Source organism: Psychrobacter sp. JB385, assembly GCF_900163785.1.
Taxonomy (GTDB): Bacteria; Pseudomonadota; Gammaproteobacteria; order Pseudomonadales; family Moraxellaceae; genus Psychrobacter.
The window spans coordinates 746,651-772,795 of record NZ_FUKN01000013.1 but is presented as its reverse complement, the minus strand read 5'-3'; the positions used below and the strand labels follow the sequence as shown (position 1 = coordinate 772,795).

Here is a 26,145-nt window from a genome sequence, read left to right as displayed (position 1 = left end):
GAAAGTCGTTATGACCATACTAGGAAGTCAATAAAAACTGATTCTACTCGCAAATGATAATAAAAACAATTATCATTAACTAATGCGCTTTCTTTTTTCATTCACTATTGTTCGTGAGTATCCCTATGACCCACTCCGTATCTGCTGTTAATCACGCTGGTTATGACCAAACAAACCTTTATACACCCTTGAGATTTCCTGAGATTGCTAGTGCCATCGCGCATATCAATGAAGAACATTATGATGAGTTAATTGGATTTTTGACGGCTTTTACGGCCTTGTCTTCAGAAGATATAGCCGAGGCAACTGTACAACTGGTTGCTATCTATGCCGAGGTCATCGTTTTGCAAATACAACCGACAGGCACAAAAAAAACGTCCATTCAGAGCTCTGATCAGACGTTTTTTATTCCCTTTACAGCACCCATCACTCAGTTCAGCGACTTAAATACGCAATATATTTTGCTCAAACAAAAAGCAGATAAAAAGCTTGGCAAAAAAACCATCAAGCTGACCACTCAGACTTTTGTCGTACAAGACAGCTATAAGGTCAGTCAAAACATGCTTCGCCTTGAGTTAACAGCGCCTACTATAAATGCTTCTCCCAACAACTCTATTCCCGTTGATGAAGCAGGCTATGCGTATTTGTTTGATTTGGCTCATAACTTCACCAGCGCAAAAAGGGATAACACCACTCTGACACGCGCTCATTGCTATTACACCTTGCGCAAAGCATGGCAGACGTCGGATGGCGTACGCGCATGGGTCGATGTATTTTTGCATGGTGATACGCCAGGCGGTGACTGGGCACGCTCGTTACAAGCGGGCGATACGGTCTTGAGTAAGCGCGAGTTTCCTGAAAAAACGGCTCACTTACAAGACGGTCAGGCCTTGCTGATCGCTGATGAAACCTCAATGCCTACCGTTGCCCGATTGCTAGAGCTTTGGGAAAACCCGATAGCGCCTTTGGTTGTTTGTGTCACCCAAGACGCCGCTGATCAAGCGTACTTTGATGAGATAAAGATGATGACGGACAGAACAGACACCGCGTTTACGCTGCTGCCTGTCGTGACAGGTCAGGTCAATTCCGGTAAAGCGCTGGCCATTTTGATTGACGATATACTGGGCAAATACTTGACCACGCATCCATTGCATATTGACAAGGTTTGGGGCGCGATGGAAGCTGGCACAGCCAAAGCACTTCGAGGACTTATCCAACAAAGACTGGGATTAGAGCGTAGCGATTCAGTGATTAAAGTCTATTGGCGTCATGATTGATGACTGTTTGTACGCATATTTATAAGCGCCTTATACACAACTGACCTCCAAAGTGTGACCCAATGCCGCAAGGTTATAGTTTGCAAACTCACTATGCAAATTGACCACCTCGCCCATAATTAATAGGGCTGGTGTGGGAAGATTGGCAACCGCTTGTTGTTCGGCGATATCCTCTAATGTCCCGATGAGCACTTGCTGCGTGGGCAGACTGGCATGACTGATGATGGCAAAGGGCGTCGCACTGTCGCGGCCTGCGTCAATAAGTCCGCGTGTCATCTCAGTCAAACGATGTAGTCCCATATAAAACACGACCGTCTGAGTGCTATCGAGCAATTCGCTATAGTCGTCATTGGGTGCGCCCAGTTTTTTGCAAGCAGTCACAAACTGCACCGATTGAGCGTGATCGCGATGGGTCAGCGGAATACCCGCGCGATTGGCCGCCGCACTGGCAGCCGTGATACCCGGAATGGATTCAAAGCAAATACCATGAAGAACCACCTCTTGAATCTCCTCACCGCCCCGCCCAAAGATAAAAGGATCGCCGCCTTTTAATCTGACCACGGTTTTATTGGCGAGGGCATGTTTGACCAGCAGCTCGTTGATGCTGTCCTGTGGCAGCGCATGATTGGCACGGCGCTTACCAACGAATATTTTTTCAGCTGTCACCGCACACATGTCCAAAATATCTTCAGAAACCAGACTGTCATACAGCACCACATCAGCACGCTGCATCACCCTCAATGCTTTGAGTGTCAATAATTCAGGATCACCAGACCCTGCACCCACTAGATAAACCACACCCTTTTTGTCATTTTTATTCTCTGTATAATTTTGAGCAGTAGAGTCATAAGCTGCACTGATGTGAGTAAAGTCAGGTAAATGGGTCATGATGGTCGCTCCTGAGGACAGTATGGGTACACTAAAACAACGTGATAAACGTTACATAATAAAAGTAGCGTGTTAAAAATGACGTCATAAGAATAAGGCAGTTGGGTAAACAGTAATTTTTACTCAGTCGGTTTGAATCGTACATAAGACACTGCAAGTGACATGCCATCTGACTTATTAAGCCTGTGTTAGCGGTGCATACTCTGCAATCAATTCGTTAATCTGACCCACACAAGAGCCGCAATTGGTACCTGCTCGGCATAGCTTCCCAACAGCCGACGCACTGGTACAGCCTTGCTGCGTAATCGTTTCAATAATGATATTTTTGCCAACGGACATGCATGAACAAACCAGCGCCCCAGGATCGACATAACCACTGGCAGGACGTCCAGCCAATAGCCACTTATAACGTTGGTTGACAGGGATTTGTCTAGTATCAGCAAAGCAGCTATCAAGCCAATGTATACTGGGTAAGTCTCTAAGCATTGGCGCAAGATAAACCGCCATGATGAGCTGTTCAGAAGGGTTTTGATTGTCTGCTGCGGTGTGCTCTACCCCTGTCATATCATAAGCCGACTGAGTCATCACTAAGCGTATTTGATCCTGTTTTTCATTGATCGTATGCGCTGTATGGATGTTATGTGGCTGCGATAGTAATGGTTTGGAAGACTGCAACGCTTCTGCGAACTGTTGCCAAAAATGAGAGGTGCTCAGCGGCTGACTGACATCAATGCTTGGGCAAGCAAAATTGATCAACACGCTATTTGTTTGACGACTGAGACTCCACGTAATCGCGGTACAGTGGCTTGCTGCATCCAATTTATTTGTCATATCTTTGTTTTTTCTAAACCTTTTTTTTTGCCGTATTTTTGCCTCAAAATCATCCAAAACCTTGCGCAATTGCCCCATAACAGCGTCTTGCCAATCCGGATGCACCAAAATCTTACCAAAGGTGTGCATTGGCACCGCTGTCATGCTAACGGCAGAGTTTTTTAACTCAGGCTGTCCTGAGTGTGGATCGGCAACCGTTGGAATAAGCGCGCCCACACGAGCAAAGGTGGCAAACGCATTGCTCCAATGCATGGGCATAAACGCATCACCAACTCGCATCCCATCACTAATGGCCACTTGTACCAGCACACAACTTGCCTTTTCATCTACTGACATGCCAGCTTCGTATTGGCGCTGGAGTTGTACAAAGTCGTCCGTCTTTAGACCAAGTTGATCGGCATCATCAGGATGGATGGTCAGCATTGGCACCGATTGGTGCTGGTTCAGCTGCGGTGCTAGACCTGTGCGAGTCATCGTGTGCCACTGATCACGCAGCCTACCAGTGATAAGGCGCAAGTCAATGCTTGGTACATCTTTCCTTAATAAGGTATTCATATCATGATGTGCGTCTCTTTTTTTACCGCTTCGCTGGTGTCGGTGCCGATTGGGGACACTGGCGTCAGCAGCAGGCGTAATGGCGATAAGCTGTGATTTCGTACACGAAGCTGCTACGCTGGTAATATTGCTTGCTGACTTATCTAACGGCCTACTCTCTATATCAATCATGGCTATGCGCGTACCACCCCACTGAAATGGTGGCATTGAATCATACTCTTCATTGCTCAGTGCCGTTGGCATGTGCCTACAATGAATCGCTTGCCCGTCACTCTCTGCTTCTGCCATAAAGAGGGATAAATCTTTAGCGAGATTGAGATAACGAGGTTGGTTGATGGCTGATACGGTTTGATTTTTATCATTACCATAAGCTGTCAAAGCCACGTGCTCATTGAATATCTCACTAGGGTGTCGATAATCAAACCCTGAAAACCCCATACGTTTGGCGACCTGCGACAATATCCACCAGTCAGGTTTTGCCATTCCAGTTGCAGGCATCAATGCGCGCTGGCGCGATATGCGTCGCTCGGAGTTGGTCACCGTTCCTGATTTTTCGCCCCAACCTTGTGCAGGTAGTACTATATCGGCGCATTTGACTGTATCACTGTCCACTGAGCAATCAGACACAATCACCAAGTCGCATTTTGCCAGCGCTTGGCGAAACTTATCCGCTTCTGGCAAACTCACGACGGGATTGGTGGCCATGATCCAAATGGCTTTAATGCGTCCATCCAATATTGCATCTGCAGCGTCGCAAGCCTTGATCCCAACATTTGCCGCGATAGGCTGAGGTGATGCCCAAAAATCCACCACCAGCTGACGATGATCGATGTTGTCTAAATCCAAGTGTGCCGCCAGCAAATTGGCCAGCGCACCCACTTCTCGCCCGCCCATCGCATTGGGCTGACCGGTCAATGAAAATGGACTTGCGCCGATTTTACCCACACGTCCTGTCAATAAGTGGGTATTGATAATGGCGTTGACCTTGTCCGTGCCGCTTTTGGATTGATTCACGCCCATGCTGAACGCTGTCACTGTTTTGTCATTGGCAGCGACCAACTCATAAAACTGACGAATGCGAGCGCTTGGTACTTGGCAAGCATATGCTACCTTATCGATTGTCCATTCTCTAGCCGCCGCCAAAGCCGACTCAGCGCCTATGCTTTGACGGGTATAGGCATCATCTTGACAGCCTTGCTGTTCCAAATAGCACAGCAAGCCATTATATAAATGCGTGTCAGTGCCAGCCGCAATGGGCAAATGCAAATCGGCAAACTCACAAGAGTCGGTACGGCGCGGGTCAATCACCACCAGTTTTTTGTTTGGGTTTGACTTTTTGGCAGCCAAAAAACGTCCAAATAAGATAGGATGACACCACGCCATATTTGAGCCAACCAGCACCAGTAGATCACAAGCTTCCAAATCTTCGTAATTACCCGGTACCAGATCGGCACCAAACGCGCGCTTATGTCCTGCTACCGCTGACGACATACACAGCCGAGAGTTGGAGTCGATATTATTATTCCCAATAAAACCTTTAATAAACTTATTGGCAACGTAATAATCCTCCGTCAATAGCTGACCTGAGACATAGAACATAATACTGTCTCGCCCGTATTCTGCGATGGTGTCACTCAAACGCTCAGCAATATCGCCCAATATTGTGTTCCAATCGGTATGCTCAATAAGTGGCGGTGTATTTACCGCAGTAGTGCAAGTGGATGTGTCTGGCGGCATCCTATGATGCTGCCACATGGACGCTGACTTGTTTTGATAATAAGGCTGAGTCAATCGGCGCTCCGTGCCTAGCGTTTGAGCAAGGGCACTACCTTTTGAGCACAATTTGCCAAAGTTGGCAGGATGATTAGGATCTCCTTTGACACTGATTGCCCCTACCTCATCAGTCTGAGCGAGCACACCGCAGCCAACGCCGCAATAAGGACAGGTGGTGCGAATGGTTTTGGTTGTCTTATTCACCGTGTCTAGTGATGCCAATTGGTTAATGTCTTTATCAGTGCTTATGGTATGAGTGGCAATCGTTTGGCTCATGAGACTTCCTCCACTAATTCAGTCACACATGCCTCATCGCGTATGTGATCAGTGGTTGTGTTACTCATAGCCTGTGCGTCCAAATCACAATAAGCGCTGCCAAATATTAAGTCATCTTTGATAAGCGATATATCAATGTTATCCGTGATGAGTTGGCTATAAAAGCTGCCATCATGAATGTCTCCATAGAGTACGGCTCCGATGACTTTATTATCTTTTATATAAAGGCAGTGATAATGGTTTAAGGCCGGCTGACGATAAACAAGCCTTTCAATGCGCTCAGCCTCCATATCGCTAAAAGTAACTTGACCTGCTGAAAACACTGCTACGCCCGATATTTTTAACTTTAACGATAAGAGTTTGCTGATAAAGGGTTGCCAGTGCGCTTGTAAAGATTTGGCATCGTCTGCTTTAATAGAGCTTGATATGACGGCTTCTTTTAATACCGAGACGAGCGTATCGACTTGCTGATTGATAGGCGCGACCATACCAAACAGCTCCCCATCTAGCTCAACACATTCGCCAATCGCATACACATGAGGACAACTGGTGTGCATACAATCGTCCACCACAATGCCCCGATTGACGTCAAGCCCACTGGCTTTTGCCAAGGACGTATTGGGCATGACGCCGACTGCCATGACAACAAAATCCGCTGGCAAGGTGCGACCGTCTTTTAAGACCAAACCGCACACCTCCTCCTTGTCATTGATGGCAATGGCTTTTGTATCGGCAGACAACTCTAGGCTCACACCGCGGCACCTCAACTCATCTTGTAAAAGCTGAGCAGCAGACAGATCAAGCTGTCGATTAAGCACATAATCCCCTGTATGCACGACGGTCATGCGAGCACCTTGCGCAGCCATTGCACAAGCCGCTTCTAACCCCAATACGCCACCGCCGATGACCAGCCCTGTTTGGTTTTGACGTGCATAACTGGTCAATGCGGTAACATCAGCCACCTCTCGAAACACCTGGACGCCTTTTGCCGTATGATTGGGAAATGGGATGATTCGAGCAGTGGAGCCAGTCGCAATGACCAATTTTGCATAGCGACGTACTTGCCCATCATCGAGCTTGATATACTGCCGCTCGGTATTGATGGTATCCACGCTCAAACCAGCCAGCACCGTGATGCCTAGTGCCTCGTAATCTGCTTTGTCGTATAAATAGGTGTCCTCAAACGCTGTCTCTCCTGACAATACAGGCGATAACATGATTCGGTTGTAGCCCACTTGTGGCTCTTTACTAATCAAGGTAATAGGCAGTGGCACACAAGCATCAGCTAACGTCATGCCGCTTAAGTGAGCATTTTTTTCTTGGATGCTTTGCTGCTGCGCCCTCGCAAGCTCAATGGCAAATCGACTACCCGCCATACCCGCGCCAATGATGATGACCCCTGCGCTGTCATTTGTATCATGACCCTGCTTGATTTTATAAGCGCTAGATTGATATGTATCAGATTGACTCATACCACCTGCATCAGCATGACTGATCGCAGCAAAAGAAGCTGATCTTTTGGTTAAGTCGGTACAAGTAACAAGATTGGCGGCTGTTTTTGATGTATGGAGCAACATAAAGCGACGTTCCTTAGCAGCATAACGCAGCAGTAAACAGGAGGTGATATGTCATTGAAAGTAAGCACACTACGACAGATACGCCCACAACAATAAAACGATAAGGACAGTCTGTACGAAGCAAATGCCATGCCACACCAGCAAGGGGTTGCTTTTGATGAGTGGCTCAGGGTCACGGCTGCGCGTACTATTGTCAGGGTTGAAGTCTTGCAAAAACTCGCCAATTGCTTGATAACGAACCTTGGGGTTGGGATGCAGCGCTCGTATCAGCGCTTGTTGACTTGTGGCTGGCACATTTTGCTCTCGAAGCGGTTTCGCTGGCATGACTAAAGCCTGCTGCGGGTTCATTAATTCTTGTGAGCCAAATGGCAATTTTCCTGTCAATAGCTCATAACCAATCACTGCAATTGAAAACAGATCAGAATGAACCCCTTTTGGTGCATCGGTGTAATACTCTGGTGCAGCATAGTGCAGATCGCCATTCGGTGGTCGCGTACTGTCCTTTAAAATTGACGAGCTTGCAGAACCAAAGTCGATTAATTTTATGGCACCTGATTTGGTCAGCAGTACGTTTTCAGGCTTGATATCTTGATGCAGTAGATAATTGCGGTGCATCACTCGGGCCGCCATAGCGATTTTGATAAGCAAGTCGTAGGTCTGCCAAACATCGCATGGGGCATGACGATCAATAAAATCTCGTAAGCTCTCACCTTCTATATACTCAGTTAAGTGATACAAGTAGATCGTACTGGCAGGGACAGGATAATAGCGCAGCAGCCCTGAAACATTTAACCCAGATCCGATTCCGTGAGCACTAGCTTTGGTTGACTCCGTTACTTGCAAGCGATTTGGGTCAGATTGATTGTGAGCAGACTCGCCAGCTCGGCGGTGTTTTGACAGACTCAGACCGATTTTGCGCTCTTGTAAAAAATCACGCAGATAATGTCCGTCTTCTATCGTATCGAGACTGGGCGACTTTAATACAAAGTCGTGATCGCTCTCATCTTTTACCCAATACACCTGACTACGAGCCGTACGCGCGATGATACTCACCACGGTAAAACCATCGATGCTGTCTCCGACTTCTAACACTGGCGTCAGCTGATAGCGATGATTGTCATGAATCACGGCCTCGGGTTTTGCATGGGTATCCAATTTTTCTATATGGTTCTCTATATGATTAGACAGTGTTGGCATCGCATTCATACTCAGCATAATCATGCTCAAATTGTCATGACTGCCCTCTGCAAAAGCCTGCTCGCAAACAGTCTGACTGACACAAAAATCTGCTGGTGGACTAGGTATCTCAGATAATCTCTGACCCATCTGTGTCGCCGCCGTACACAGCTCAAACGCCAACTCGACGTCATCAATATGCTCATAAACACCATCGGTCATGATGGCCAAGCACTCGTTTTGATGCAGTGTAAATACCGATTGCTGCAAATCCAGCTGCCCATCTGCGCCAATAGCAGCCGACAGCGCGCCTTTGTCTTGACCGCGATGAATACGGTGATCTTCACTCAAGACCGTCAGACTGTCAGGCCCAACCCGATAAATACGTGAGTCTCCGGTATGAAACAAATGAATACGATCGCCAACACATAACAATCCTGATAACGTCGATAATAACGGCGGCACTCGCTGGTAGGTTTGCGGAAAATACAGCATGTCATTGGCTTTGTTCACCGCCATTTTGATGATGCCAGCCACTTGATCATCATCAAAATCTACTGACACGGCTTGCGTTGGGTGCTGTCTCTCAGGCGATACAGACGCAAGCTTTGATAACGCCAACGTTATTTTTTCTGCCACTGTATTGACGACCAGCTGGCTTGCCTGCTTTGGGAACTGGCAAGCACTCACGCCATCTGCCATAAGCACCAAGAGTGGTGCTTTCGACTGTGAAGATGGCAACATCGTCGGTTGCGTGTATGCGTTTTGCTTGTTCAATGCCTGTTGTGACAAGTGAGGCATCAAACAAGTGGTGATCAGTAGACTGTCTTGGTTTTCGGTTTTACGACCGTTTGTGGTAAAAAAATCCAGCCACCACAAGGCAACATCGTCTCTAGGATGACTGGATTCAATAACAGCGCTCATAGCAGCCCTTGCATCCGTAGTGGCCTGCTTCGGGCTTTTATCAGCACCATATTGAGGTTTTTCTTGATTGGCGCTTGGTTGGGCTTTTAGCATCGTATTCAATGTCATTCCTATTTGTTTTTCTTGTTTTAGCTTTAACCGTCTTAGCTGTGACTGACTTGAATCTCGGCAAACGTCCCATCGGGCATCTCTTCAATGATGACGCCTTCAGGCTCTTTGAGTAAAAATAGCGCAAAAAACCCAACCACTGCCGTTGCAGCAATCACAAAGAAAAACACTTGATAAGACACCAGACTGAGAATGGTGAGATAAACCACTGAGCCGACGTTGCCATAAGCACCAGTCATACCAGCGAACTGCCCTGTCATACTACGCTTAATTAATGGAATCACCGCAAACACAGCGCCTTCGCCCGCCTGCACAAAGAAAGAGCAAAACATAGTAATTAACAAAGCGAGAGCCAGCGGCCACGTTGAATCCAGAATACCCATCAATAGATAACCGACCGCCAACCCTGCTGTCAGAATCAATAGGGTGATTTTTCGACCGAATTTATCACTGAGCCAACCACCACCTGGACGTGACATCAGATTCATAAAAGCATAACTCGATGCCAATACACCTGCCATCACAACCGATAAATTGAAGGTTTCTTGATAAAATAAGGGCAACATAGAGACAACCGCCAACTCTGAACCAAAAGTTGCAAAATACAGAATATTAAGAATACCAACCTGCTTAAAATCATAACGATGCGCGTCAGGTACCGGCGTGGTAAAGACCTCTTTATTAAAGCGGTAACTGCTGATGAACTCATAGACATACAGTACCGCAAGGCCAATATAGATAAGCGTGACGCTAGACTGGCTAAGCAAACTGACACCAGCAGGCGATAGCTTCCACGCTAGTAACGCCAAGGCCAAATACATCGGCAATTTGAATGCCATCATGAGCCAAAAATCACCGGCTGAGGTCACCATCATCGCGCCTGATTTTTTGGGCTTAAAGTAGGTCGCCCCTTTAGGCGTGTTACGTGCCATTTTATAAAAAACCACACTATAAAGCGCCATCACCACACCTGACATGGCCGTGGCATAACGCCAGCCTTCATCGCCGCCCACAATCGCCGCCGCCACGATTGCTACCGTTGGCAATAGTAGCGCCGCAGCGGCTGAGCCAAAGTTACCCCAACCGCCATAAATGCCTTCAGCCGTGCCAAGCTCATTGGGCGGGAACCAGTCACTCATCAAACGAATACCCACCACAAAACCTGCACCAACAAAGCCCAGTAAAAAACGAGACAGTGCCAAGGTGTTGTAATCTTGCGCGAACGCAAAGGTAAAACAGGGTATGGCACCGATAGCCAAAATCGCTGTATAGACAAGACGCGGCCCAAAACGATCCGTCAACATCCCAATGATGACACGCGCTGGGATGGTCAATGCCACGTTTAGTATCAATAGCGTTTTGACTTGGTCGGTTGTGAGGTTCAATGTCTCACCAATCGCGGACAAAAATGGTGCATGGTTAAACCATACAAAAAAAGTCAGAAAAAACGCCATCCAACCTAAATGAAGGATTTTATTTTTACCTGCGAAAGACAGCACATTCAGCTTATCTTTAGTAGTAGCAACGGGGTTCGATGATGGCGATGACATAGGCGGCAGCTTCCTTAAATGGTGAAGTTCTCGGTTATCACAAAGCGTCAATTGCTCATGAAATAATTCATGAGACAGTTGATGCGGTGCAATGGCTATGCCAGTTACATGGTAAAGCTGCTTCCATAAAATGAATCTGGATACTCAATCAGTGCTACAGCGCTTTTTTATCAAGGCTTGAGGGATAGTAATAATATTGGATGAATGTTTGGATAATAATAAGTAGATACCTATATACGCAAATACTGTCATCCATTTGACAAACCGCTATTGAACCCAAATTGGTGCATAATTTTATCTATTTTGGTGCAATGGCCTGCCATCTAGATATTGAGACAAGACAGAGAATTCATCTCCCCATTATGGGTCTAGACAGTGATACCTACGTCCCTTTTGTTTAGGCTGAGTCTTTGAAAACCATTAAGACGCCTAGGGTTCGCCCTATATGTCTGACCACCACTCCTAAGAGCATGCCTCAAAATTACGTCAACCTAAGAGTGCTTGGCACAGTTATTGAATGCTCTGTATCAGTAGGCATCTAAATGTCATTTATCAGCGATATAGAGGACAGACGCATGAGCAGCACTACAATGGGCACAAACGACACAATTGAAAAAAACTCAGTCATGAAAAATGCGGTCTTAGAAAAAAAAGGTAATTTGATTGTCATTGGCAACGGCATGGTCGGTCATCATTTTGTTGAAAGAGCCATTGAGCAAGGCTTGCATGAACAATTTGAGATTCATGTCTTTGCAGAAGAAGACCGCCCTGCTTATGACCGTGTGTATTTATCCAGTTATTTTGAGCACAAAGACGCCCATAAACTGAATCTCGTGGACTTAGCCGCTTATGAGTCATCGCAGATACAGCTGCATCTAAACCAACAGATTGTGAATATTGATTCCGCCAACCAATCTATCACCACCGCAAGTGGCGAGCAGATTGAGTACAGTGAGCTGGTACTGGCAACGGGTTCTTATCCTTTTGTGCCTCCCATCAAAGGTCGTGAGCATCCACACTGTCATGTGTATCGTACGATTGCAGATTTGGATGAGATTTTGGCGATTGCCCAATTGCCAAGCGTCAAAAAAGGCGTGGTCGTCGGTGGCGGCCTACTTGGACTAGAAGCAGCAAAAGCCTTGGTTACGCTGGGTCTGGAGACTTATGTGGTCGAGTTTGCGCCGCAATTGATGGGCGTGCAGCTTGATGCTGCGGGCGGTGAGATTTTAAAGCGCAAAATCGAGGCGCTGGGCGTCACGGTCTTGACAGGTAAGAACACCCAAGAAATTATTTCTCATACAGATTGCGTCTCTGACGCTGATAACACAGACAATGATGCTCGTTACCTCACCATGCAGTTCACCGATGGCACCACGCTGGACACCGATATGATTGTGTTTAGCGCAGGGATTAGACCACAAGATGCCATTATCAAAAACAATCCAGAGTGCGGCATTGTCATGGGTGCGCGTGGCGGCATTTGGATCGATGAGCATTGTCGCACCAATGCCGATCACGTCTACGCTATTGGCGAATGCGCCGTGTGGGACAATCAAGTATTTGGCCTCGTGGCACCCGGTTATAGCATGGCCAGTATTTGTGCCGCACAAATTGCAGGTAATAGTGAGCAAACCTTTACAGGCGCTGATATGAGTACCAAGTTAAAACTAATGGGCGTCGATGTCGGTAGTATTGGTGATGCTCATGGCAGGACGGAAGGCGGCCTGAGCTACCTGTATCAAAACCCTGCTGAAGGCATCTATAAAAAACTGGTCACTACTGCTGATAACAAACGCTTGCTTGGTGCGGTGTTGGTTGGTGATACCGAAGATTATAATAACTTACTGCAATTGTATCTCAATGACATTGACCTGCCAGCCCATCCTGAAAGCTTGATTCTGCCCAACGTCGAAAAACCCATGATGGGCATTGACAATTTGCCCGACACGGCCATGATTTGCTCTTGTTATAACGTGACAAAGGGCTCAATTTGCTCAGCGGTTGAAAACGGTGCGTACTCAATCTCTGACGTCAAAGCAGTGACCAAAGCAGGGACAGGTTGTGGCGGCTGTGCACCGATGGTAAAAGACACCATGAGTTATCAGCTAAAAACGCTTGGGTTTGAAGTCAAAAACGACTTATGCGAGCACTTTACCTATTCTCGTCAGGAATTGTACAGCTTGATTCGCGTACACGGCATCAAGACATTCGATGAGCTGCTAACCGAACATGGTCGCGGTCATGGTTGTGAGATTTGCAAACCGACTGTCGCCTCTATCTTGGCATCGTGTTGGAATGATTACGTGCTAAAACCTGAGCTGACACCGCTACAGGATAGCAACGATTACTACTTGGGCAACATCCAAAAAGACGGCACTTACTCAGTCGTGCCACGCGTACCGGGTGGCGAGATTACAGCCGACAAACTCATCGTGCTCGGGCAAGTCGCAAAAGAATTTAATCTCTACACCAAAATCACGGGCGGCCAGCGTGTGGACTTATTTGGTGCGCGTATGGAGCAGCTGCCCGATATCTGGACACAATTGGTAGAGGCAGGATTTGAGACAGGTCATGCGTATGGCAAATCGCTACGCACCGTCAAGTCTTGTGTGGGTAATGACTGGTGCCGATATGGGGTCGACGACAGTATGGGTCTGGCTTTGAGGTTGGAGGATCGCTACAAAGGCGTGCGCTCACCGCACAAAATAAAAATGGGCGTCTCAGGCTGCATGAGAGAATGTGCCGAAGCACAAAGCAAAGACTTTGGCATGATTGCAACCGAAAACGGCTGGAACTTATTTATCGGTGGTAATGGCGGTATCACACCGCGCCATGCAGAGCTGTTTGCCACTGGCATTGATACCGAAACCTTGGTCAGATATATCGACCGTATCATCATGTTTTATATCAAAACAGCCGATAAATTGCAGCGCACGTCAAAATGGCGCGAAAGTCTAGACGGCGGGCTTGAGTACTTACAAGCGGTCATCATTGAAGACAGTTTGGGAATCGCTGAGGAGCTTGAGACACAAATGGCGCTGTTAATCGAAAATTATGTCTGCGAGTGGGCGGAGACGATCAATGACACCGAAAAGCTCAAACGCTTCCGTCATTTTGTGAATAGTGAGCAAGGCGATGACAATGTGGTGTTTGTGACCGAACGCGAGCAAATTCGCCCTGCCACTGATTCTGAGAAATCTGCCATTAGAGTGGTTGAGTTGGCCTAATAACTTTATAACTTTGCATGTGCTTTGTGTTTTAGCAAAGCACACCATCGTCGCTTATCGCTATAACCTTTAAGGATAACACGCTATGAAACAGCACACCGTTTGCCCACTTAATGACATTCTCCCTGAAACTGGCGTGTGTGCACTGATAGACGGCAAGCAAATTGCCATCTTTCGTACCAAAAAAAACGACCTTTTTGCCATTGATAATTATGACCCATTCAGCCAAGCCAATGTACTGTCTCGCGGTCTGATTGGTGGCACGACGATTGTCAATGAGGCTGGTATAGATGAAGAAGTACTGTATGTCGCCTCGCCGATTTATAAGCAGCGTTTTAATCTTGCTACAGGACAGTGTTTAGATGATGTAGACGTAGCACTGGCAGCCTATCAAGTATCGCTAAACAACGACACGGTCATGCTACAAGGTGTTTAAAAAAAGCGCTTAAAAAAGGCATTTAAAAAGTGAGGGCGCACCTCTAGTAGAGGTGCGCCCTCACTTTTTATCACTTTTATCATCAAGACGTTAGCGGTTTAAAACTTTTTAGACTGCTTTAATCGGCTCATGGCGTTTTACATGGCTAATCGTGATACCCGTAAAGCCAAATAATATCGTCAGCCCTAGAGACAGATAGCAGAAAAACGCGTAAGGCAAGTAATCCAAAACAGGTACGCCGAGCGCTTGGCTGATAAAGACACCGCACACGCTCCAAGGCACTAATGGGTTGATAACCGTGCCTGCGTCCTCAATCGTACGAGACAAGTTTTTGGGATGCAAATTTAAGCGCTCAAACGTGGGGCGAAAGGCCGTACCAGACAATAATATACTCAGATATTGCTCACCGATCAGCACGTTGATGCTGAGTGCTGACATGGCAGCGGCAAATATGGCACGTCCTGATGTCGTCAAAGTGTCTTTGATACCAGACAACAAGGCAGGCAAAATACCGAGTGCCGTCAGCAGTCCACCAAGGCTCAATGCCAATATCACAATCGCTTGCGTAAAGAACATGCTTTGCACACCGCCGCGTGACAGCATACCGCCTACCTCACCCAGCTCTAATGACTCAGCAGGCGCATAACCTGCAAACAAATACCCACCCAACTGACCAAAGCTTGGCGAGCTATGCAAATAAGTAATGATCAAAGCCACAGCAATGGTGCAAATGATGGTATAGATCGCATTGACGCGAAAAATAGCCAGCCCAACCAGCACCACGAAAGGCAGCACTGCATACCAATGTACCAAACCACTCTCTATCAATTGGCCTTGCAATATGGTCACTTCGCTAAGATCAGAGCCTGCCGTCTGTCCTGAAAAAAACCAAAAAAGCAGAACTGTCAATATCCATGCAGGTACTGTGGTGTACATCATATTACGAATGTGTTCAAACAAATCAATACCCACAACCGATGACGCGATGGTACAAGTGTCTGATAACGGCGACATCTTATCACCAAAGAACGCACCCGATACCACTGCGCCCGCCGCAATCGCAACATTGGCATCAAAGGCATTACTCATACCAATAAACGCCACGCCCAACGTCGCCGCCGTCGTCAAACTACTGCCCAAGGCAATACCGATAATTGAGGTTAAGACAAAGGCAGAAATATAGTAGTACTCAGGTGATATCAGCTGAAAACCAAAATACATCAAGGTTGGAATGGCACCTGACATCATCAAAGCGGCAACCATTAAACCGATAAAGAAGAACAAATATATCGCACCAATACCCCGCATGACCCCTGATGCCATTTGCATTTGCATGTCATCAAAGCTCAAGCCTTTATACAAACCGATAGCCAATAAAAAACAGATAGCGAGTATCAATGATAAATGTGGTACCCAGCCAAAACCAATCATGGTCACGCCCATGATGGCAATGACAATGGCAGAAATCATAAATGCCAGTTGCGGTGAAATTTGGGTTAATATTTTTGGCGGCATCACACATCCTTAAAGCGCCAGTACAGTCTGGCGTTAGGTTGAATTTAAATATTGAATTTAAGTGGGGGCAAGTTTAATGAGTTTGCTTGGCGATTGCCAATCGGATTACGAATCCAATAAACGATCGGTCTTAGCCGCCATAACAAAATCGTTGTGATGCAAGCCTTTGATGCTATGCGACCACCATGTCACGGTCGCTTTGCCCCACTCTACCAAGATGCCTGGATGATGCCCTTCTGCTTCAGCGATGTCTGCAAGTTGATTGGCGAATGCCATTGCTTTGACAAAATTTTTGAATTTATACTGGCGCTGTAATTGTTTGATGCCATCCACTTCGATCAGTGACCAATCAGGGATTTGTTGTAGTAGCTCATTTGCTTCAGCCGTATCCACTGTCGGTGCGCCGATACGGCAGGCTTCACAGCTGGCTTGTGATAATGCAGTCATTATAATGTCCTTTTATTTTAACGTGTGTTTTTTAATTGGTGTACATCCATGTCGATGTGGTGCTACGACGATTGAAATATTTAATCCTAAAGTACTCTCAATGATGGTTGTATCACTTATATTGTAAATTGACGATGGTCTTACCACCATCAACTGGTTTTTATGGAATAACTTGGCTCAAACAATCCCAATGACATGGCTTTTTTGACCATGCCCATGATGTCACTGTCAACGATGTCAAACAGCGTATCCAAATCATCAATGACATAGTAAATCGGCTGAATCTGATCGATACGATATGGCGTGCGTAACACGTCCAGCAGGTCAAAAGCTCGGCACTCTGGGATTGGCTGTGACGGATTTTGTAACTCATTACTAAGCGCATAAATCGTCTCAGAAGGTGAGCTTAGAATACCCCCGCCATAGATTCTGCGCTCTTCAGGGCGACGCCCAACCAAACCAAACTCAATGGTGAACCAATAAAGCCGTGCCAAAAACCATCTTTCTTCTTTGGTGGCTTCAAGACCCAACTTGCCATAAGTTTCGTTAAAGGTTGCAAACGCAGGGTGTGTCAGCAGTGGGCAATGCCCGACGATTTCATGAAAAATATCAGGCTCTTCGATATAATCCATGTCTTCGAATCGACGGATAAACGTCGCTACAGGAAAAGACTTATTGGCGAGCAGTTTAAAAAATTTGCCAAAGCTGATTAACGCAGGCACAGCCGCCGTCTGCCAGCCTGTGGTGGCTTGCAAGACTTCATCAATATCGCTGAGCTGCGGAATGTGCGTGGCAGGTAGGTTGAGTTTGCTCAAACCCTCTATATAGGCTGAGCAGGCGCGGTTAGGTATCTCATTGGCTTGACGTTCGAGCAGCGCTTGCCACATCGCGTTTTCATGGTCGCCATATTGAATGTGACCATGGCTATCTGGCTGATGTGAGACATAAGGCTGTTTTTTATTCGTGGCATCCTCTTGACCAAAACCGTCATTACTAAGAGGTGTTAAGGTTGCGTCCTTAGCACTGGCGTTGACATTGGCATTCTTGGTATCAGAAGTTGTCTGTTGGAGGCGTTCCATGCCGATATTCCTTTTATTGCAATGGGTATATTGCGTTTGCATCAACGACCTTAGCGTCACTGTCCTACAGACCACAGTCGGTGAAAAGTAATATCGCTAAAATACGTGCTGCTGGTACAAATTTTTCTTGCTTGCTGTGCTTTCGCAGACAGAAACTGCAAAAAACTCACACCAGCAATACGGTAGCGACTTTAAAATATTTCAACTATAGCGTACTTGTGACGATTGGACTGATGCGAACAAGACAAACTCCTTTTGCCTTGTCCGTTTATTGTTTTAGTTACCTTTTATTATTGTACTTGCCTTTTACTAATGTACTCACGATGGTCGCGTTCGAGCATTAAGGCGTTTCAGTTTCTTGCTGACCAATGGCACCACGGCGTAACTGATCGCGCTCAATTGACTCAAACAAGGCTTTAAAGTTACCTTCGCCAAAACCTTCTGCGTAATCGCCTTTACGTTGAATAAATTCAAAGAATACTGGGCTACCCAAGATGGTTTCAGAGAAAATCTGTAGTAATAGACGTGGCGTACCATCTTCTGTTGTACCGTCCAATAAGATGCCACGAGTTTGTAATGCATCAACATCTTCGCCATGGTTTGGCAAACGCTCATTGAGCATCTCATAATAGGCAGCCGTTGGCGCGGTCATGAGTGGAATGCCAGCCGCTTTGAGCATATCAATACTGGCAAGTAAGTCATCACTGGCCAAGGCAATGTGCTGAATCCCTTCGCCATTGAAATGCATCAAATACTCTTCGATCTGTCCGCCGCCTTGCTTAGATTCTTCATTTAGTGGAATACGAATTTTGCCGTCAGGTGCGGTCATGGCTTTACTGGTCAGACCTGTATATTCACCCGTGATATCAAAATAGCGAATTTCACGGAAGTTAAAAATACGCTCATAGAAGTTTGCCCAATACGCCATACGCCCACGGTAGACATTGTGAGTCAGGTGGTCGATAACTTTAAAGCCATAGCCGATAGGGTTTCTGTCTACATTTGGCAAAAACTCAAAATCGACATCATAAATGGACTCGCCATCTTTAAAACGATCAATCAGATAGATAAGTGAGCCGCCGATGCCTTTGATGGCTGGCAGTCGTAGTTCCATCACCCCAGTTGGGACGTTGATTGGTTGTGCGCCCATCTCGATGGCACGCTCATAAGCTTTTTTGGAATCCTGAACGCGAAAACCCATGCTACAAGCGCCTGCGCCATGCTCTTCGACAAAATAGCTGGCTGGGCTTGATGGCTCACGATTGATGATGAGGTTGATGTCACCTTGACGGTATAAAGCCACGTCTTTAGATCTGTGATTGGCAACATGGCTGAACCCAAGTTGTTCAAACAAGGTCGCGACCGCTTCAGGTTGAGGCGAGGCGAATTCGACAAAATCAAACCCTTGTAGCCCCATTGGATTGTCAAATAAATCTGCCATTGTAATCATCCTTAATTTCAATTGGTGGTAAAAATGCGATAAAACGATTGGTCATCAATCTTTTTGGTTGACGTTGTATTTATATTAGATTAGCTTTATTTATAAGACTAATTGTTTTTTATGATTTATTTATCAGGTTTACTTATGAATATCAGCCTTCGCCAATTGACCGCGTTTATCAAAGTCGCTGACCATGGCAGTTTTACACGTGCCAGCGACCAGATGCATTTGACCCAATCTGCCGTTAGTGGTTTGATCAAAGAATTAGAATCCAGCCTTGGTATTGTGTTGTTTGACCGCACCACACGCCAGCTGTCTTTGTCCGCAGTAGGACGGCATTTGCTGCCGCAAGCTCGGCGTATCTTGAATGAGATGCAATTGTTTGAAAATGAGGCCAGTAGCTTAACCAGCCTTGCGCAAGGACAGGTGCGACTGGCCGTCTCACAGTTTGCAGCGTCTTCTATGCCTGCGGTGATTGCTCAATTTGCCAAAAAATATCCTGAGATTGATGTGTCATTATTGGATTGCTCTGCTGAGAACTTACTCAGGCATGTGCAAGACATTGAGGTAGACTTGGGCGTTGGTACGGAGCTTGAGTTTATGCAGGCTGATGATGATATCAGTGCGGATTTGTTATACCAGCTACCGTTTTGCGTGGTCACGCCTGATGATCACGCACTGGCCCAAAAGCCTGAAATTACTTGGGAGGATTTATTGGATATTCCGCTCATTACCTTACAAGGCCCCTTTATCGAACAAGTGACCGCAGAGCTCGATGAGCGCATCTCAAGTCATATCCAGCAAGCCCGTTATAAGGTGAATTTTATGTCCACCGCGCTTGAGATGACGCGTCAAGGCTTCGGTATTACATTGTGCCTGCCTTACATGCCAGAGGTCATTGACTGGGTCAGCGCCAATGGTTTGCAGATGAGACCACTGACCCAGCCCATCAAAATGCGTCAGTTTTTTATCTATCAGCGTTCTTCACGCGCCCTCTCGCCCGCCACTATCGCATTCAAAATGTTTTTACAAACTTACTTTTCTGGTCACTTTGATGACCTACAGCATATTTAAATGCTGACTGACAAAACGCGTTTAACGTTAAAATTGTCAAAAAACTAAGCCATTTGGGTAATTATTCTGGGAATTATTCAAGATATCTGAATCTCATATTGAGTTAGCCGTCGATTTGCTCTATGATTTTTGGCGGTTCGATTTATATTTTATAAGGAAGCAACATGTTTGAACGTGTCGACTACTACGCTGGTGATCCGATTTTAGGGCTCATGGAAAAATTCTTGGAAGATAGCAATCCAAACAAGGTCAACTTGGGGATTGGTATTTATTATGATGAAGATGGCGTATTGCCGGTACTCGATTGTGTAAAAACTGCCGAGCAGCGCATTGCAGATCCCATCTCGCCTCGTCCGTATTTGCCAATGGCAGGTTTGCCAGGGCATCGCAAAGGCTGTCAAGAGCTGCTGTTTGGTAAAAACGTAAAAGTCTTACAAGATGGCTTGGTTGCGACCATCGCTACGATTGGTGGTTCTGGGGCGTTAAAAGTCGGCGCAGAGTTTATCAATGAATGGTTCCCTCATGCCAAGTGTTATGTCAGCGATCCAACGTGGGCCAACCATATTGCCATTTTTGAAGGCTCAGATGTTGAAGTTGGTAAATATCCGTACTATGACAAAGCCAACAATAGCGTCAAATTCGATGAGATGATCGCTTTTTTCAAAACCTTGAATAAAGACGATGTGGTGTTATTACATCCTTGCTGCCACAACCCAACGGGTATGGATTTGACTCGTGAGCAATGGGACACTGTGCTAGACGTGGTTCAAGAGCGCGGCTTGATTCCATTTATGGATATCGCCTATCAAGGCTTTGGCGACGACATGGACAGCGATGCTTATGCCATTCGTAAAGCGGTCGATATGGGTCTGCCATTGTTTGTGAGCAACTCATTCTCTAAAAACCTATCGCTCTATGGCGAGCGTGTTGGCGGCTTATCTGTTGTGTGCCCAACCGTGGACGAAGCCGAGCGCGTATTTGGTCAGCTCAACGCTTTTGTACGTCGCATCTACTCAAGCCCGCCATCACACGGCGGACGTGTCGTCGATATCGTTATGAATGATGAAGCACTACACGACCAGTGGGTTAGCGAAGTTTATGCGATGCGTGATCGTATCAAAGCCATGCGTCTCAAACTCAAATCCGTCTTAGAAAGCAAAGTTCCGAATCGTAATTTTGATTACATTACGCGCCAAAACGGTATGTTTAGCTTCACTGGCTTGACGCCTGAGCAAGTCGCGCGCTTACAGAGCGAGTTCGGTATTTATATGATTTCTAATTCACGCATGTGCGTGGCTGGCTTAAATACCAGCAACATCGACTATGTGGCCAATGCCATGGCTGATGTTTTAAAAGACTGATTAAACCCGTTATTGAACTGATTCGCGTAGCAATTAAGCGAATTTGATACAACGGCAAATATAATAAGAAAGGCTGAGCAACTGCTCAGCCTTTTTTTCGTCCAAAACTCATGTAAATCACCGTCAATACACTATAAAAAAGCAAAGTGCTGCTGAGTCAAAGCCTCTGTCTGCGCAGGCACAGCGAATGAGAAAAACTTGTCTCGGTGGCACGTAATATTATGTTTACCTATGTTATTTAGCATTGGCTGCATCCATACAATAGATGCTCGCTATATAAAAAACTTGCAATCTGACTTTCTATAAATTACATTATTCGTAAGCAATTAATTATAACGTAATTTATCATTTATTTTTCGCAAGGAGCATCTTATGTCAACGGTTGACTCAACCCTCACCTCATTTATCGACATCGCAAGCGATTCAGATTTCTCAATTCATAATCTGCCTTATGGCATTTTTAGCGACACTGCTAATGGCAAGCGCCGTTCTGGAGTGGCGATTGGCGAGCAAGTATTGGATCTCGCTGCCATCGAAGCCGCAGGTTTACTAAGCTTGGATGGCGGTCCCTACTTTGATCAACCAACGCTTAACGCCTTCATTGACTCTGGTCAAGACAACTGGACGCAAGCGCGCAAAACCATTCAAACCCTGCTATCTAGTGACAATCAAGATTTACGTGACAATCAAGATTTACAAAAAAAGGCATTGTTCCAGCAAGCAGACGTCACCATGCACCTGCCGGTACAAGTACCTGGTTTCACCGATTTTTATTCATCAAAAGAACACGCCACCAACGTCGGCACGATGTTCCGTGACCCAAGTAATGCGCTATTGCCTAACTGGACTGAGATGCCCGTTGGCTATAATGGACGCGCCAGCACCGTGGTCGTGAGTGGCACTGATATTGTCCGCCCATCAGGTCAGCTCAAACCAAATGCCGATGATCGTCCTATTTTTTCTGCCTGTAAGCGTTTGGATTTTGAGCTTGAAACCGCGTTTGTCGTTGGTAAAGGCAATAGCATCGGTCAGCCCATCGCAGTAGATGAGGCGTTTGATCATATCTTTGGCATGGTCCTGCTCAACGATTGGTCTGCCCGTGACATCCAAAAATGGGAATACGTGCCTTTAGGCCCATTCAATGCCAAAACCTTTGCATCCCAGGTTTCTCCTTGGATTGTGACGATGGAGGCATTGGCCCCGTTTAAAACCCCGTGCCCGACTCAAGAACCAAAACCCCTTGCCTATCTGAATGAAACAGACAGCAATAATAGCTTTGATATCAATTTATCAGTAGAACTCATGCCCGAAAACAGCGATAGCGCCACCGTGGTTTGTGAGACCAATTTTAAATACATGTACTGGTCTATGGCGCAGCAGCTTACCCATCACACCATCACTGGCTGCAAAGTAGAAGTTGGCGACATGATGGGTTCAGGCACCATTTCAGGCCCAACGCCAGACTCTTATGGCTCGATGCTAGAGATTGCTTGGAATGCGACAAAGCCTGTCACGCTAACAGGCGGCGCAACTCGCAGCTTCATTGAAGATGGCGATACCGTCATTATGAAAGGCTATAGCGAAAAAGATGGCATCCGTGTCGGGTTTGGTGAGGTACGCGGTAAAGTCCTGCCCGCCATTCAGTTTGATTTTGACAAATAACATTCAACAAACCGCATTGGCATAACCATCGTAAAATGGGCGTGAAAGCAAGTAAATGGCACTGTTAGGTTAGATACCAACAACTTGCCACGCGCCTTATCAAAAGGAATTTGATATGAGCTTTAAAATTGAAAAAATTCATCACGTGGCTTATCGCTGCAAAGATGCCAAAGAAACCGTAGAATGGTATCAAAAACACCTCAACATGGACTTCATCTTAGCATTTGCTGAAGACCATGTGCCCTCGACCAAAGCCTTTGATCCGTATATGCATGTTTTTTTGGACGCAGGTAATGGCAACGTGTTGGCATTTTTTGAAGTACCCAACCAACCAGAAATGGGTTTTGATCCCAATACACCAAACTGGGTCCAGCATCTAGCGCTCAAGGTCAAAGATCGCGATGAATTACTACGAGCCAAAGCCCATTTGGAACAGGCGGGTATCGATGTGATTGGGGTGACCAACCACGGTATCTTCCATTCTATCTATTTCTTTGATCCAAACGGCCATCGCTTGGAGCTGACCTATGATGATCCGACCTCGCACGATAAGGTTTCTATGATCACAGAAGCCATCAAACACGATATGCTAGAAGAATGGTCACGTACCAAACGCGCACCAACGCATACGCAGTTTTTGCACAGTGACGAGCTTAGCGAGGCAAAAGAGGTTGCACCTGCTGGCGAGTAAATGCAACCGTTGTTCCGCTTACTGTTTTATTTAACTTGGGTTGTTAAAAAACAGTAAGCTTTTTAATATTGAGACTTTATTCAGAAATCTAACCTGTTGGCGATGACTATTGCCCCTTGATAATTACCGCCCCATCATGAAAGGATTCTATGATGAAAACAAAAATGCACTTAGGAATACTGCTAACCACTTGCATTGCGGTGGCTGGCTGTAGCAATAGTAATGAGGCAGTTAAGGCTTCGACAGATGCCGCCGACGTGACTACTCTCAGATTTTCCCATTTTATGACAGCCAATGACAATATAAACACTGAGGCGCTAGAGCCATGGGCAAAAAAAATCGAAGCCGACTCAAACGGACGTATCAAGGTTGAGATTTATCCTTCTGCCACGCTGAGCAAACCAGGGGCTACGTATGACGCCACTGCCAAAGGCATCGTTGATATTGGTATGCAAGCCCAAGGCTACACCGCAGGACGATTCCCTTTAACCCAAATTGCCGAGCTTCCCGGTATCACCAATAGCGCCCAGCAGCAAAGCTGTATCCTTCATAAGCTTTATGATGAAGGCGTCATTGCAGACGAGTACAAAGACACGCATCTGCTTGCCCTTATCGGAACAGGTCAAGGCGCACTGCATACGGTGGACAAGCCTATACGTACACCTGCTGATATGAAAGGCTTACGGATTCGACAGCCATCTGCCGTGGCAAGCCACATCATCGAAGCAACTGGAGCAGCACCCGTTGGCATGCCTGCCAGCGACACCTATACTGCGCTTCAGCGCGGCGTCATTGATGGACTCAGCTTTACGTGGCAACCCATTCAAGCGTTTCGTTTGGATGAGCTGATCCATACTCATACCAACATCCCTTTTTATAACTCCACTTTTGTTATCAGCATGAACAAAGACAAATATGATCGTCTACCAGAGGATCTCAAAAAAGTCATTGATGATAATTCAGGGGCGGCACTGGCGGCCAATGTCTCCAAAGTCTTTGATGTGAGTAACGATAAGGCCATGGCGGCTGCCAAAGAAAAAGGCGATGTGATGATTGATATTCCTGATCCACTCAATGATCCCAACTGGAAAGGACCATTAATGGAAGGCTCACAAAAATATCTAGATGAAGTAAATGCCACAGGATTAGACGCCAATGCTGTATACGAGAAGATCAAAGCCACCAGTAAGACCTGTGCGGTTTAACAGACTCAAATGATTAGGCAGCTACTGCGATACCTAATACGGTTATGACTCAAGGCATACCTACGCGATTTGGTAACGCTGAGCGATGGCTAGAATTTGCTCAACCACATTATGCTGCTTGCTCATGGGTAGCTGCTCTGTGGTTCCAATAATCGTAATAGCATATTCTACTGATAGGTTTTCTAGCGGGCGCTTATCATTATCATCATGGTGAAGAGATGACGTGGTAAAAGCATTCGCTGGTTGCGGCAATATAACGGGGATCGTGATGGCGTTGATACCCATTAGCATATCGCCAGTGACCGTCGCATAACCTTGAGTACGAATCTTAGTTTGCAGCTGCGTAAAATGTTGCCATTGTGCTGTCAGTGCCATTTTATCTTTTGTCTGCCATTCTGACATGACCAATGGTTCGATGATGGCATCAGGTTGATAACTGGCAAACAGCTGTCCTGTTGCTGATGTCGTCAGCGGCATACGTGAACCAATCCGAGTAATGATACTAATGGGACTGTCTGGCTCAACAGAGTGAATGATGATAGGGCCTTCATTGAACCACTTGGCGATTTGTACCGCGCAGTTTAGCGTGTCTTTGATCTCATTCGCGATATGTGTCAACCGCTCTAAGATATTGTTTTGATTGTATCCTGTGTGACCAAGTGCTGCCAGTGCATTGATTCTATCACCAAGCCCATAACGACCATCACCGAGCTTGCGAGCGTAGTTTTTACGAATGAGGCTGACCAGATAGCGATGGCATTTTGCGGGATGCATTTGCATCACTTGGGCGATGTCCTTTAGCATCATAGCTTCTTTATGCTCGATAAGTACATCCAAGATGGACAATCCAATTTCAAGGGATTGGACGCCATTTTGGTTTTTATTGCTGGCAGAATGAGTGGTCAATGTGCTATCTACAAGGTTGTCAGATGCTGGCATGCTGTGCTCGATAAATGATGTTTTTAATGAATGATTGGTCAGGGTGCGTATCAGCCAAATAATAATACGGCTCAGCACCGCTCTATTTAACCGTACTCTTTTTCCGTATGACATAAGCGCGGTCTTTAATTAT

General features: G+C 46.2%; 18 protein-coding genes. 8 read left to right on the top strand and 10 right to left on the bottom strand.

Annotation, left to right across the window (positions count from 1 at the left end):
- Positions 1-125 precede the first annotated feature (125 nt).
- Positions 126-1,277 (top strand): siderophore-interacting protein, encoded by a 1,152-nt coding sequence (locus tag CZ794_RS10460; RefSeq protein WP_087041526.1) that lies wholly within the window; start codon positions 126-128, stop codon positions 1,275-1,277.
- A 30-nt stretch (positions 1,278-1,307) separates the two neighbouring features.
- Here the strand turns inward: CZ794_RS10460 and cobA are convergent, their stop codons facing one another.
- From cobA to CZ794_RS10435, 5 genes are all read right to left on the bottom strand, one after another.
- Complete coding sequence (gene cobA, locus CZ794_RS10455) at positions 1,308-2,165, bottom strand: uroporphyrinogen-III C-methyltransferase (RefSeq protein ID WP_087041525.1); 858 nt, start codon at positions 2,163-2,165, stop codon at positions 1,308-1,310.
- 177 nt (positions 2,166-2,342) lie between these two features.
- Positions 2,343-5,600, bottom strand: a complete 3,258-nt coding sequence (locus CZ794_RS10450) for a molybdopterin-dependent oxidoreductase (RefSeq protein WP_087041524.1) — start codon at positions 5,598-5,600, stop codon at positions 2,343-2,345.
- Positions 5,597-7,177, bottom strand: coding sequence for an NAD(P)/FAD-dependent oxidoreductase (locus CZ794_RS10445; RefSeq protein ID WP_256958940.1), 1,581 nt, complete (start codon positions 7,175-7,177; stop codon positions 5,597-5,599). Before CZ794_RS10445 ends, CZ794_RS10450 begins: the two co-directional genes overlap by 4 nt.
- Positions 7,178-7,246: 69 nt before the next feature.
- Complete coding sequence (locus tag CZ794_RS10440; RefSeq protein ID WP_087041678.1) at positions 7,247-9,277, bottom strand: bifunctional protein-serine/threonine kinase/phosphatase; 2,031 nt, start codon at positions 9,275-9,277, stop codon at positions 7,247-7,249.
- Positions 9,278-9,420: 143 nt separating this feature from the next.
- Positions 9,421-10,935: a NarK family nitrate/nitrite MFS transporter gene (locus CZ794_RS10435; protein ID WP_087041523.1), complete on the bottom strand. Its 1,515-nt coding sequence runs from the start codon at positions 10,933-10,935 to the stop codon at positions 9,421-9,423.
- Between the two features lie 626 nt (positions 10,936-11,561).
- On the opposite strand from CZ794_RS10435, the gene nirB reads away from it, so the two are divergent.
- Positions 11,562-14,162 (top strand): nitrite reductase large subunit NirB, encoded by a 2,601-nt coding sequence (nirB, locus tag CZ794_RS10430; RefSeq protein WP_087041677.1) that lies wholly within the window; start codon positions 11,562-11,564, stop codon positions 14,160-14,162.
- Between the two features lie 85 nt (positions 14,163-14,247).
- Complete coding sequence (nirD, locus tag CZ794_RS10425; RefSeq protein WP_087041522.1) at positions 14,248-14,598, top strand: nitrite reductase small subunit NirD; 351 nt, start codon at positions 14,248-14,250, stop codon at positions 14,596-14,598.
- Between the two features lie 108 nt (positions 14,599-14,706).
- Here nirD and nhaC read toward each other — a convergent pair whose 3' ends face one another.
- The 4 genes from nhaC to hppD form a co-directional block, all read right to left on the bottom strand.
- Positions 14,707-16,113: a Na+/H+ antiporter NhaC gene (nhaC, locus tag CZ794_RS10420; RefSeq protein ID WP_087041521.1), complete on the bottom strand. Its 1,407-nt coding sequence runs from the start codon at positions 16,111-16,113 to the stop codon at positions 14,707-14,709.
- Positions 16,114-16,218: 105 nt separating this feature from the next.
- Positions 16,219-16,560 carry a 4a-hydroxytetrahydrobiopterin dehydratase gene (locus CZ794_RS10415; protein WP_087041520.1) on the bottom strand — a complete coding sequence of 114 codons (342 nt, stop codon included), beginning with the start codon at positions 16,558-16,560 and terminating at the stop codon, positions 16,219-16,221.
- Between the two features lie 149 nt (positions 16,561-16,709).
- On the bottom strand, positions 16,710-17,639 hold the full coding sequence (gene phhA / locus CZ794_RS10410) for a phenylalanine 4-monooxygenase (protein ID WP_087041519.1): 930 nt from the start codon (positions 17,637-17,639) through the stop codon (positions 16,710-16,712).
- Positions 17,640-17,979: 340 nt separating this feature from the next.
- Positions 17,980-19,080, bottom strand: a complete 1,101-nt coding sequence (gene hppD, locus CZ794_RS10405; RefSeq protein ID WP_087041518.1) for a 4-hydroxyphenylpyruvate dioxygenase — start codon at positions 19,078-19,080, stop codon at positions 17,980-17,982.
- Positions 19,081-19,224: 144 nt separating this feature from the next.
- Here hppD and CZ794_RS10400 point away from each other — a divergent pair, with 144 nt between their 5' ends.
- From CZ794_RS10400 to CZ794_RS10380, 5 genes are all read left to right on the top strand, one after another.
- Positions 19,225-20,154: a LysR family transcriptional regulator gene (locus CZ794_RS10400; RefSeq protein WP_087041676.1), complete on the top strand. Its 930-nt coding sequence runs from the start codon at positions 19,225-19,227 to the stop codon at positions 20,152-20,154.
- Between the two features lie 164 nt (positions 20,155-20,318).
- A complete protein-coding gene (locus CZ794_RS10395) occupies positions 20,319-21,515 on the top strand; it encodes an amino acid aminotransferase (RefSeq protein ID WP_087041517.1) in 1,197 nt (398 codons plus the stop codon).
- Between the two features lie 372 nt (positions 21,516-21,887).
- Positions 21,888-23,177, top strand: coding sequence for a fumarylacetoacetase (gene fahA / locus CZ794_RS10390; RefSeq protein WP_087041516.1), 1,290 nt, complete (start codon positions 21,888-21,890; stop codon positions 23,175-23,177).
- A 115-nt stretch (positions 23,178-23,292) separates the two neighbouring features.
- On the top strand, positions 23,293-23,868 hold the full coding sequence (locus CZ794_RS10385) for a VOC family protein (protein WP_087041515.1): 576 nt from the start codon (positions 23,293-23,295) through the stop codon (positions 23,866-23,868).
- Positions 23,869-24,020: 152 nt separating this feature from the next.
- Complete coding sequence (locus tag CZ794_RS10380; protein ID WP_087041514.1) at positions 24,021-25,073, top strand: TRAP transporter substrate-binding protein; 1,053 nt, start codon at positions 24,021-24,023, stop codon at positions 25,071-25,073.
- Positions 25,074-25,133: 60 nt separating this feature from the next.
- Here CZ794_RS10380 and CZ794_RS10375 read toward each other — a convergent pair whose 3' ends face one another.
- Complete coding sequence (locus CZ794_RS10375) at positions 25,134-26,126, bottom strand: IclR family transcriptional regulator (RefSeq protein WP_227681607.1); 993 nt, start codon at positions 26,124-26,126, stop codon at positions 25,134-25,136.
- Positions 26,127-26,145: the final 19 nt, after the last annotated feature.

What these genes read in the sequence shown, in the direction of transcription:
- CZ794_RS10460 (WP_087041526.1), top strand. Translation starts at nt 126, where the DNA reads ATGACCCACTCCGTATCTGCTGTTAATCACGCTGGTTATGACCAAACA.
- cobA (WP_087041525.1), bottom strand. Translation starts at nt 2,165, where the DNA reads ATGACCCATTTACCTGACTTTACTCACATCAGTGCAGCTTATGACTCT.
- CZ794_RS10450 (WP_087041524.1), bottom strand. Translation starts at nt 5,600, where the DNA reads ATGAGCCAAACGATTGCCACTCATACCATAAGCACTGATAAAGACATT.
- CZ794_RS10445 (WP_256958940.1), bottom strand. Translation starts at nt 7,177, where the DNA reads ATGTTGCTCCATACATCAAAAACAGCCGCCAATCTTGTTACTTGTACC.
- CZ794_RS10440 (WP_087041678.1), bottom strand. Translation starts at nt 9,277, where the DNA reads ATGAGCGCTGTTATTGAATCCAGTCATCCTAGAGACGATGTTGCCTTG.
- CZ794_RS10435 (WP_087041523.1), bottom strand. Translation starts at nt 10,935, where the DNA reads ATGTCATCGCCATCATCGAACCCCGTTGCTACTACTAAAGATAAGCTG.
- nirB (WP_087041677.1), top strand. Translation starts at nt 11,562, where the DNA reads ATGAAAAATGCGGTCTTAGAAAAAAAAGGTAATTTGATTGTCATTGGC.
- nirD (WP_087041522.1), top strand. Translation starts at nt 14,248, where the DNA reads ATGAAACAGCACACCGTTTGCCCACTTAATGACATTCTCCCTGAAACT.
- nhaC (WP_087041521.1), bottom strand. Translation starts at nt 16,113, where the DNA reads ATGCCGCCAAAAATATTAACCCAAATTTCACCGCAACTGGCATTTATG.
- CZ794_RS10415 (WP_087041520.1), bottom strand. Translation starts at nt 16,560, where the DNA reads ATGACTGCATTATCACAAGCCAGCTGTGAAGCCTGCCGTATCGGCGCA.
- phhA (WP_087041519.1), bottom strand. Translation starts at nt 17,639, where the DNA reads ATGGAACGCCTCCAACAGACAACTTCTGATACCAAGAATGCCAATGTC.
- hppD (WP_087041518.1), bottom strand. Translation starts at nt 19,080, where the DNA reads ATGGCAGATTTATTTGACAATCCAATGGGGCTACAAGGGTTTGATTTT.
- CZ794_RS10400 (WP_087041676.1), top strand. Translation starts at nt 19,225, where the DNA reads ATGAATATCAGCCTTCGCCAATTGACCGCGTTTATCAAAGTCGCTGAC.
- CZ794_RS10395 (WP_087041517.1), top strand. Translation starts at nt 20,319, where the DNA reads ATGTTTGAACGTGTCGACTACTACGCTGGTGATCCGATTTTAGGGCTC.
- fahA (WP_087041516.1), top strand. Translation starts at nt 21,888, where the DNA reads ATGTCAACGGTTGACTCAACCCTCACCTCATTTATCGACATCGCAAGC.
- CZ794_RS10385 (WP_087041515.1), top strand. Translation starts at nt 23,293, where the DNA reads ATGAGCTTTAAAATTGAAAAAATTCATCACGTGGCTTATCGCTGCAAA.
- CZ794_RS10380 (WP_087041514.1), top strand. Translation starts at nt 24,021, where the DNA reads ATGAAAACAAAAATGCACTTAGGAATACTGCTAACCACTTGCATTGCG.
- CZ794_RS10375 (WP_227681607.1), bottom strand. Translation starts at nt 26,126, where the DNA reads ATGTCATACGGAAAAAGAGTACGGTTAAATAGAGCGGTGCTGAGCCGT.